We start from the raw sequence: 6,516 nt of genomic DNA, 5'->3' as shown, positions 1-6,516 counted from the left end.
CCACGCTGGCCGAGATTTTGTCACCTGTCTTTGTTGCGAGTAATGCTTTGAAAGTCATCATTCTCTCCTAATTGACCATGTTGGTCGAAATGGTTTCTGCCGTATCTGCCGGGGGAAAAGCCGATTGGTATCCCCTCTCCCGACCGGGTTGCGGCCCTGCCTATGCGTCGACTCGCAAGCCGTTCCGAGCCCCGGTGTTCAATACACCTGCACGTCGTATTCAGCCCTGATGAAACGCCCGCAACGCAGGCCAACCAAGGCAAAAACCCAAGCCTGCAACCGCCAACACCGAACCTCAAGGAACGCAAAAAAAAGCCACCAATCTGTCAACAAAAATTTACATTACGATCGACATGTGATTTATATTACACTCGCAATCTAAACTGTCAACATTCTTTGCGTTAGGAAAAAATCTAATGAAGGTAAGCAGAGCCAAGACCGTGCAGACCCGCAAGCGGATCATTGAATCGGCGGCAAGCCTTTTCCGTGAGCGAGGCTTCGACAAAGTTGGAGTAGCTGAGTTGATGAAGTCCATCGAAATGACCCATGGCGGCTTCTATAGTTACTTCTCCTCGAAAGAGGATTTGATAACGCTGGCGAGTGAACATGCGCTATCGAGCTCAGTTGACGAATGGCAACAGTTGACAGCGTCTGGTGGTGAGGACGCGCTGTACAAGTTCGCATCCACTTATCTGTCACCTGCACATCGTGATCGGCCTGGCGAGGGATGCTCGCTTGCAGCACTAGGAGGAGAAGCCGCTCGTCACCGCTCGCCCTTACGAGCAGCTTTTACCCAAGGAGTAAGATCCACGGCGGAATTGCTAACGAATCTGATGCCCCACAAATCCCCTCTCGTCACGCGTGAACGAGCATTGGCGACCTACGCGAGCATGGTCGGTGCACTCGTGCTCGCTCGCGCAGTCGACGACGACGAATTATCGAACGACGTGTTGAGATCAGTATTGGTGTCGATTACATCTCCCGACTTGTCAGAGTTTCAAGAGAAGGCATCGAGTGACTTATCCACTTGCTCAAAAGAACCAACAGCGCGACCGCCCCAGTTCGGATAGGTCGGGGCACCGCAAGGGGGAGCAAGCTCCCCTTAGGCTTTTACCGGACACTAGTGATGCACCTGCGGGGTCTCGATCGCTAATCGCCACCCTGCAATGATGGGTTCACCGCGCACTTCGATCCTTGCCATGATGAGGGACGGCACAGCGTCCACCATCCAACAACATGAATAAAAAACCCGAAACCCTTCATATGGATTTCGGATTTTTTCTGATCAGTAAGCTTAAGAACCCGGTTCATCGACACCAGAGAAACGACAACTCTTTTTTCAGCCAACCTCCATACTAAAGAGCTCCGATTTTCAGTGACTAGATCTGCTCACGCTTGGAGGACGCAGGTAGCTAGACTGACTGTCGACTCACTTATACCTTCGCATTGCCCGCAGCAGACCATCCTCTCTCATCGAGCGCAGACCAACTTGCGTCTTTGCTATCAATCCTGTGCATTCTCATATGCGCTTGGTTATCTAATACATACTCCGGTATTGGGCACGCGAAAACGGAGTTCACCAGGGTATATTCCGCCGCAAGACGACCAACAGGCTGCAGCGCAGCGGTATCTATTCGCCCGCGATCTAGCCACAGATCATCACGGATATGGAAACGAGTAATGCGTCCGATCACCAAGTGGTCGCCAACCTCCCCCATGGATAAAATGCTCTCAACCTTGCACTCCATAGTGATGGGCGCTCCAGCGACGCGCGGCGCGCGCACCGTTATCGACGGAATCGTTGTTAAACCTGCGAGCTCAAATTCATCTGTCTCAGGATCGTGCTCGCCAGATGTTATGTGCATCTGGTTGGCCTGCGCTAGAGATACCACGTTGATCACGAACTCACCTGTCTCACGCGCGTTGATCAATGTGTCCTTGAGCTTGGTTCGGTCTGAGCGAGGCTGGATGGTAAGACTAACCATTGGCGGCTTTCGTGAGACCACCGTGAAGAATGAAAAAGGCGCCAGATTGGCAACGCCGTCGGCGGATATGGTTGACGCCCAACCAATGGGCCGCGGTAGCACGCTTCCAATAAGTATTTTGTACGTTTCGGTGCTATCGAGAGTATCAGGATCGATTTCCATAATGCCTCCAGCGCTAGAGGATAATCTTTGGATAGTGACGCGGTTCGCGGCCTTCGAGCACATCCCGCCCTCGCGCTGTATCGGCATAAATCCTTCCCCAAACGATCGTATCTGCCTCCACTCTAAAGAGGAACAAGTGCTCGTTCTCCATGGAAATTCCCCGCTTGGACTTCGCACGCGCAATGACAGGGATGATGATGTAGTCATCGACTTCCAGAACTGATCTGGCGTCGTAATTGAAGTACTCCCACTCCTTGTAAACGTGAGCCCAAAAGGCCTGGAATTCCGCTTTACCTGCGTATGTACCGCCATAGGGGAGCGAATCTGAAAACTCGAAGACGACATCGTCCGCTAAAACGCTGAGCAGATCGGAGTTGTCGTTCTTCTCAAAGCCTGTAAATGCCTTCTTGCACGCAGCGATTAATCGAGGATGTTTCATTGTTTTTATCTCCGGCTGTGCTTTCACAAATAGGAGCACATACTCATATATCATCTATATAAGAGCATATGCTCATACATTCCTAAAAAGTAAGATTGTGTTCAGTTGGGCATTTCTGCAAGGCTTCAACGCCTCAGCCACTCTCCTATCAATTCTTCGCGGCAGGCAGACTCTCGGCCCATGGCTCAAATCCAGTTTTGAGCACCGCTCGCAATGCATCACGCAGTTCGGCGGCAGATTGCTGACCATATGTATTTTCGAATCGACTCTGCACGTCTTTCCAAAGCGGCAGCGCTTGTTGATACCGCAGAAGCCCCGCTCCAGTAACGAGAGCCTGCTTCACGCGACGATCCACGCCAGGCACAATATCAACCAACCTGTCACGCTCCAGCGGCTTCAGGTTAGTGGAGAGAGTGGTCCGATCCATGGCCATGCGGTTGGCCAACTCACCAATCGTCAACGGGCCAAATTTCACTAGCTTATATAGAATCGAGAACTGCGTTGCTCGCAACCCAACAGGACTGAGCGCCTGATCGTATACCGCCGTCAGGTACCGAGATGCCTGGCGCGTGGCCAAGCAATTACAGCAACCATCAAAATCATCTTGCGCTGAAGCTTGGGCTGACATTTCATACTCGATGAACACTACTGTTACGATAGATTTACGCTCATATACGCATAAATGCAACGATAGCAACGATAGCAACGATAGCAACGATAGCAACGCGCCGACACATCGGTTGCCCGTGAAACGCTCGCCACGATGCCGAAATTAATTCAGCCCTAAATGCTCCGCAAGAACTGCGGCGGTCTTCGCAGGCTGCTCAAGCTGCGGCCAGTGACCAGAGTCCTCAATGAGCTGGAATGCAGCATTTGGGAGGCGCGTTCGCCTTATTTCTTCAACCTGTTGGAGAGGAATAACGAGGTCATCCATGGCTCCGAGAATCAGTGTAGGACCTTCATATGGACAGGGTCCTAAACCCTTTGAGTCACCAACTGAGAATGCATCGTAATAACCCCGCACCGCCTCAACTCCCATCAATCGATCTCGCGCCACCAAAAGATCGAGCTGGTCGTCGTTCAAATTCTTGGAAAAGAGCCTACGAATTTCGCGCTGCGCGACCGGATCGCCTCCGCTCTCACGCAAAAACGTACGTACGTCGTCAGGTAGAGTATTCCCTGCAAGCGGCGTTGGGGTTATCAGCGTCAATGAGGTAACTTGCTCAGGCACCTGCCATGCGATGAGCTCTGCGATCTGGGCTCCCATGCTGTGGCCAACGAGGGGAAATCGATTGATCCCCCTCAGTTCGATCATCTCCATTATGTCCGCAACCGACTGCTGCAATGTATAGGGGCCTACGTGCGCCCTCAACGCTCCGGCACCACGAAGATCCAGAGCAATAAGCAGCGAGGCACTGGCTGACAGTGACTGTATGAGCGGCCCCCATGTCGCATGGCTATCCAAAAAGCCGTGGATGAAAATTACTGCATCTTGTGCCCCACCGCTGGCTTGCTGCCCAGAGTCCGGCTGAGCTATCCCTCGTTCGACGACCATCTTCGTTACCCCCCACTCGTGAAGTTTCTCTTGCAAATCTGCTGTCCCGATGAACATTATGAGCATATGCGCATTTTGTAAAGAGAGGTTTTCCTATGATTGTGAAGCACGACGTGGAATTCACCGGTGAGTCTGGCGTGACACTACGAGGCTGGTTGTTTGCCCCTTCAGGCACTGACAAGCGACCGGCCATCTCTATGTGCCATGGATTTGCCGCGGTCAAAGAACACGCTCTCGAACGTTTTGCCGTGGCTTTTGCCGACGCTGGGTTTGTCGTACTGGTACATGATCACCGTAACTTTGGTTCCAGCGATGGAACGCCAAGAAACGATATCGATCCCTGGGCCCAGATTGCAGACTGGCGTCGTGCGCTGTCATTTCTTGAAACGCGTCCAGAGGTCGATGCCACGCGAATTGGTATCTGGGGCAGCAGTTTCAGTGGTGGACATGCTCTGGTGTTGGCTGCGACCGATCAAAGGGTCAAGTGCGTTGTTTCACAAGTCCCAACGATCAGCGGATTCGAACAAAGTAGACGCCGAGTTTCCCCCGATGCCCTTCCTGGGTTTCTCGCAACGATGACAGATGATCTTCGTGTGCAGCACCGCGGTGGCGCTCCTGCCGTACAGGCCGTTGTAAGTGCAAATACTGCGGAGGCTGCAGCGTACCGATCTCCAGATGCCATCGATTTCTACTCACGCGACCTTGGCGGCGCCAATTGGACAAACGAGGTCACGCTTCGCTCTTCGTTTGCAGCTCGCCTCTACGAGCCCGGCGTCTGGATCAGTCGAATCTCGCCAACACCACTGTTGATGGTCGTCGCGACACACGATCGCATTACGGTGACTGACCTTGAGCTAGAGGCCTACGAGCGAGCGCTCGAACCCAAAAAGCTGATCCTGATCGAAGGTGGGCATTTTGACGCCTATTACGGAGCATTCAACGCGGCTAGCCGCTCAGCGACAAATTGGTTCACACAGCACCTTCACCCCGTAACGGCTGAGATTACTCACGCCATCACTTGATACGCACATCATCAATTTTATTGGAGGACATATCATGCCTGTATTCAATGCCCACATCCCCAAAGGGCGCTTCACTCGGGATCAAAAGATTGCCATCGGCAATGCCCTCAATCAATCACTCGTCGAAGCCTTGAACATTCCTGAAGGGGATCGCTTCGTTATGCTCAGTGAGCATGGCGATGAAGAACTGTTCATCCACCCAACGTTTATGGAGATGAATCGCACGCCAAACGCAATGATCATCACTATTTTGATTGGCGCGCACAGACCTCAGTCGGACAAAAGTATCTTGATGGCGACCATTACTCGCCTCCTGGAAAAGGCTGCCGACATTTCGCCTGATGACGTGTTTATCGCGCTCATCCCAGTCCCCAATGAAAACTTTTCGTTCGGGCGAGGCGTTGCTCAGTTGGCGGATACGACACCGAAATGGTGACCGATTACGCTCAGGCGGTATTTGATGAACTGAGTGTGTGCGGCGGTTGATATCCACCTAAATGCAGCGACGTAATGCCAGTCAGTTAATCCACCTGACTGGCATTTTATTTTCTCGAAGCATAACGCCTTGGTCGCGTCGTGAGGGCTCTTCAAGATGCCCGTGAGCTTTGCGAAAGCACAAAGGCGGCCATCATCCTGGTCAAGGTAGTGGCAATGGACGTTACTTTGCTTGGCGCCCCCCCAGCACTAAGCGCCTTACAAAAAGTAGTGTCTCAAACGTCGCATGGCGCAAACGAGCGAGGCCATTACCCCAAAATTTTCGTCATTTAATGGTAGTGAGACGCTTCGTCGCCCCGCCCACCCACGAGCCGCATACTGCCACGGAGTAGGTTATACAGGTATTTGAGCATCTGATCGAAGCCCACCCCAAATTTTCTGACCAGTACAGTAGGGAGCGCAGCCGAGCCGAATATTAGATACCAAATAAACAATGGCCTATACCTTCGTATAGACCATCATCCAACACTTCCTAGACCCGCTGTAGCTTAATCCGCGGCGAGGAATCGGGCAGCCGCTTCAGCAAACTCTTCTGGGTATTGGAAATGAGCGCCATGCCCGGAGTCCGGGAAGAGCATGAGCCGGGCGTTGGGAATCGTCTGCTGCAGGATGTACGAGTTCACGGTAGGCACCATGATGTCGTCAGCACCGTTCACGACCAGGGTTGGTTGTGTGATTTTCTTCAGATCGCTGTAGCGCTCGCCGATCACTTGACCCCATGCCGCCAACGCTTCCAACTGGGCACCCGCAACCTGTGCAACCGCCTCAGGTTCTCTGTCCACCTGCCGTGCGCCGATACGACTCAGCCACGCCTTGCCTGCAGCCTGACTTGTAGCGGTTGGGGCGAAGAACAGCTCC

Annotated in this window: 8 protein-coding genes; 3 read left to right on the top strand and 5 right to left on the bottom strand. The window is 52.8% G+C overall.

Annotation, left to right across the window (positions count from 1 at the left end):
• Window positions 1-416: 416 nt before the first annotated feature.
• Complete coding sequence (locus tag HX866_RS33970) at window positions 417-1,070, top strand: TetR/AcrR family transcriptional regulator (RefSeq protein ID WP_177141290.1); 654 nt, start codon at window positions 417-419, stop codon at window positions 1,068-1,070.
• Window positions 1,071-1,433: 363 nt separating this feature from the next.
• On the opposite strand, the gene HX866_RS33965 is transcribed toward HX866_RS33970, so the two are convergent.
• The 4 genes from HX866_RS33965 to HX866_RS33950 form a co-directional block, all read right to left on the bottom strand.
• Window positions 1,434-2,147, bottom strand: coding sequence for a flavin reductase family protein (locus tag HX866_RS33965; RefSeq protein WP_177141289.1), 714 nt, complete (start codon window positions 2,145-2,147; stop codon window positions 1,434-1,436).
• Between the two features lie 13 nt (window positions 2,148-2,160).
• Entirely contained in the window at window positions 2,161-2,586 is a 426-nt protein-coding gene (locus tag HX866_RS33960) for a nuclear transport factor 2 family protein (RefSeq protein ID WP_177141288.1), read from the bottom strand.
• 148 nt (window positions 2,587-2,734) lie between these two features.
• Window positions 2,735-3,214, bottom strand: a complete 480-nt coding sequence (locus HX866_RS33955) for a MarR family winged helix-turn-helix transcriptional regulator (RefSeq protein ID WP_177141287.1) — start codon at window positions 3,212-3,214, stop codon at window positions 2,735-2,737.
• 144 nt (window positions 3,215-3,358) lie between these two features.
• Window positions 3,359-4,207 (bottom strand): alpha/beta fold hydrolase, encoded by an 849-nt coding sequence (locus HX866_RS33950; protein WP_177141286.1) that lies wholly within the window; start codon window positions 4,205-4,207, stop codon window positions 3,359-3,361.
• 29 nt (window positions 4,208-4,236) lie between these two features.
• Between HX866_RS33950 and HX866_RS33945 the strand changes: the two genes are divergently transcribed.
• Window positions 4,237-5,163, top strand: a complete 927-nt coding sequence (locus HX866_RS33945) for an alpha/beta hydrolase (RefSeq protein ID WP_177141285.1) — start codon at window positions 4,237-4,239, stop codon at window positions 5,161-5,163.
• A 34-nt stretch (window positions 5,164-5,197) separates the two neighbouring features.
• Window positions 5,198-5,599, top strand: coding sequence for a tautomerase family protein (locus tag HX866_RS33940; RefSeq protein ID WP_177141284.1), 402 nt, complete (start codon window positions 5,198-5,200; stop codon window positions 5,597-5,599).
• 547 nt (window positions 5,600-6,146) lie between these two features.
• On the opposite strand, the gene HX866_RS33935 is transcribed toward HX866_RS33940, so the two are convergent.
• On the bottom strand, window positions 6,147-6,516 hold a 370-nt coding region (locus HX866_RS33935), incomplete at its 5' end, for an alpha/beta fold hydrolase (protein WP_177141283.1).

The organism is Pseudomonas gingeri, assembly GCF_013386165.1.
In the GTDB taxonomy this organism is placed as follows: Bacteria; Pseudomonadota; Gammaproteobacteria; order Pseudomonadales; family Pseudomonadaceae; genus Aquipseudomonas; species Aquipseudomonas gingeri_C.
This window is presented reverse-complemented; position numbering and strand designations above follow the sequence as displayed.

Bases quoted from the DNA above. Each gene is read 5' to 3' on its own strand.
- HX866_RS33970 (WP_177141290.1), top strand. From the start codon at position 417: ATGAAGGTAAGCAGAGCCAAGACCGTGCAGACCCGCAAGCGGATCATT.
- HX866_RS33965 (WP_177141289.1), bottom strand. From the start codon at position 2,147: ATGGAAATCGATCCTGATACTCTCGATAGCACCGAAACGTACAAAATA.
- HX866_RS33960 (WP_177141288.1), bottom strand. From the start codon at position 2,586: ATGAAACATCCTCGATTAATCGCTGCGTGCAAGAAGGCATTTACAGGC.
- HX866_RS33955 (WP_177141287.1), bottom strand. From the start codon at position 3,214: ATGTCAGCCCAAGCTTCAGCGCAAGATGATTTTGATGGTTGCTGTAAT.
- HX866_RS33950 (WP_177141286.1), bottom strand. From the start codon at position 4,207: ATGCTCATAATGTTCATCGGGACAGCAGATTTGCAAGAGAAACTTCAC.
- HX866_RS33945 (WP_177141285.1), top strand. From the start codon at position 4,237: ATGATTGTGAAGCACGACGTGGAATTCACCGGTGAGTCTGGCGTGACA.
- HX866_RS33940 (WP_177141284.1), top strand. From the start codon at position 5,198: ATGCCTGTATTCAATGCCCACATCCCCAAAGGGCGCTTCACTCGGGAT.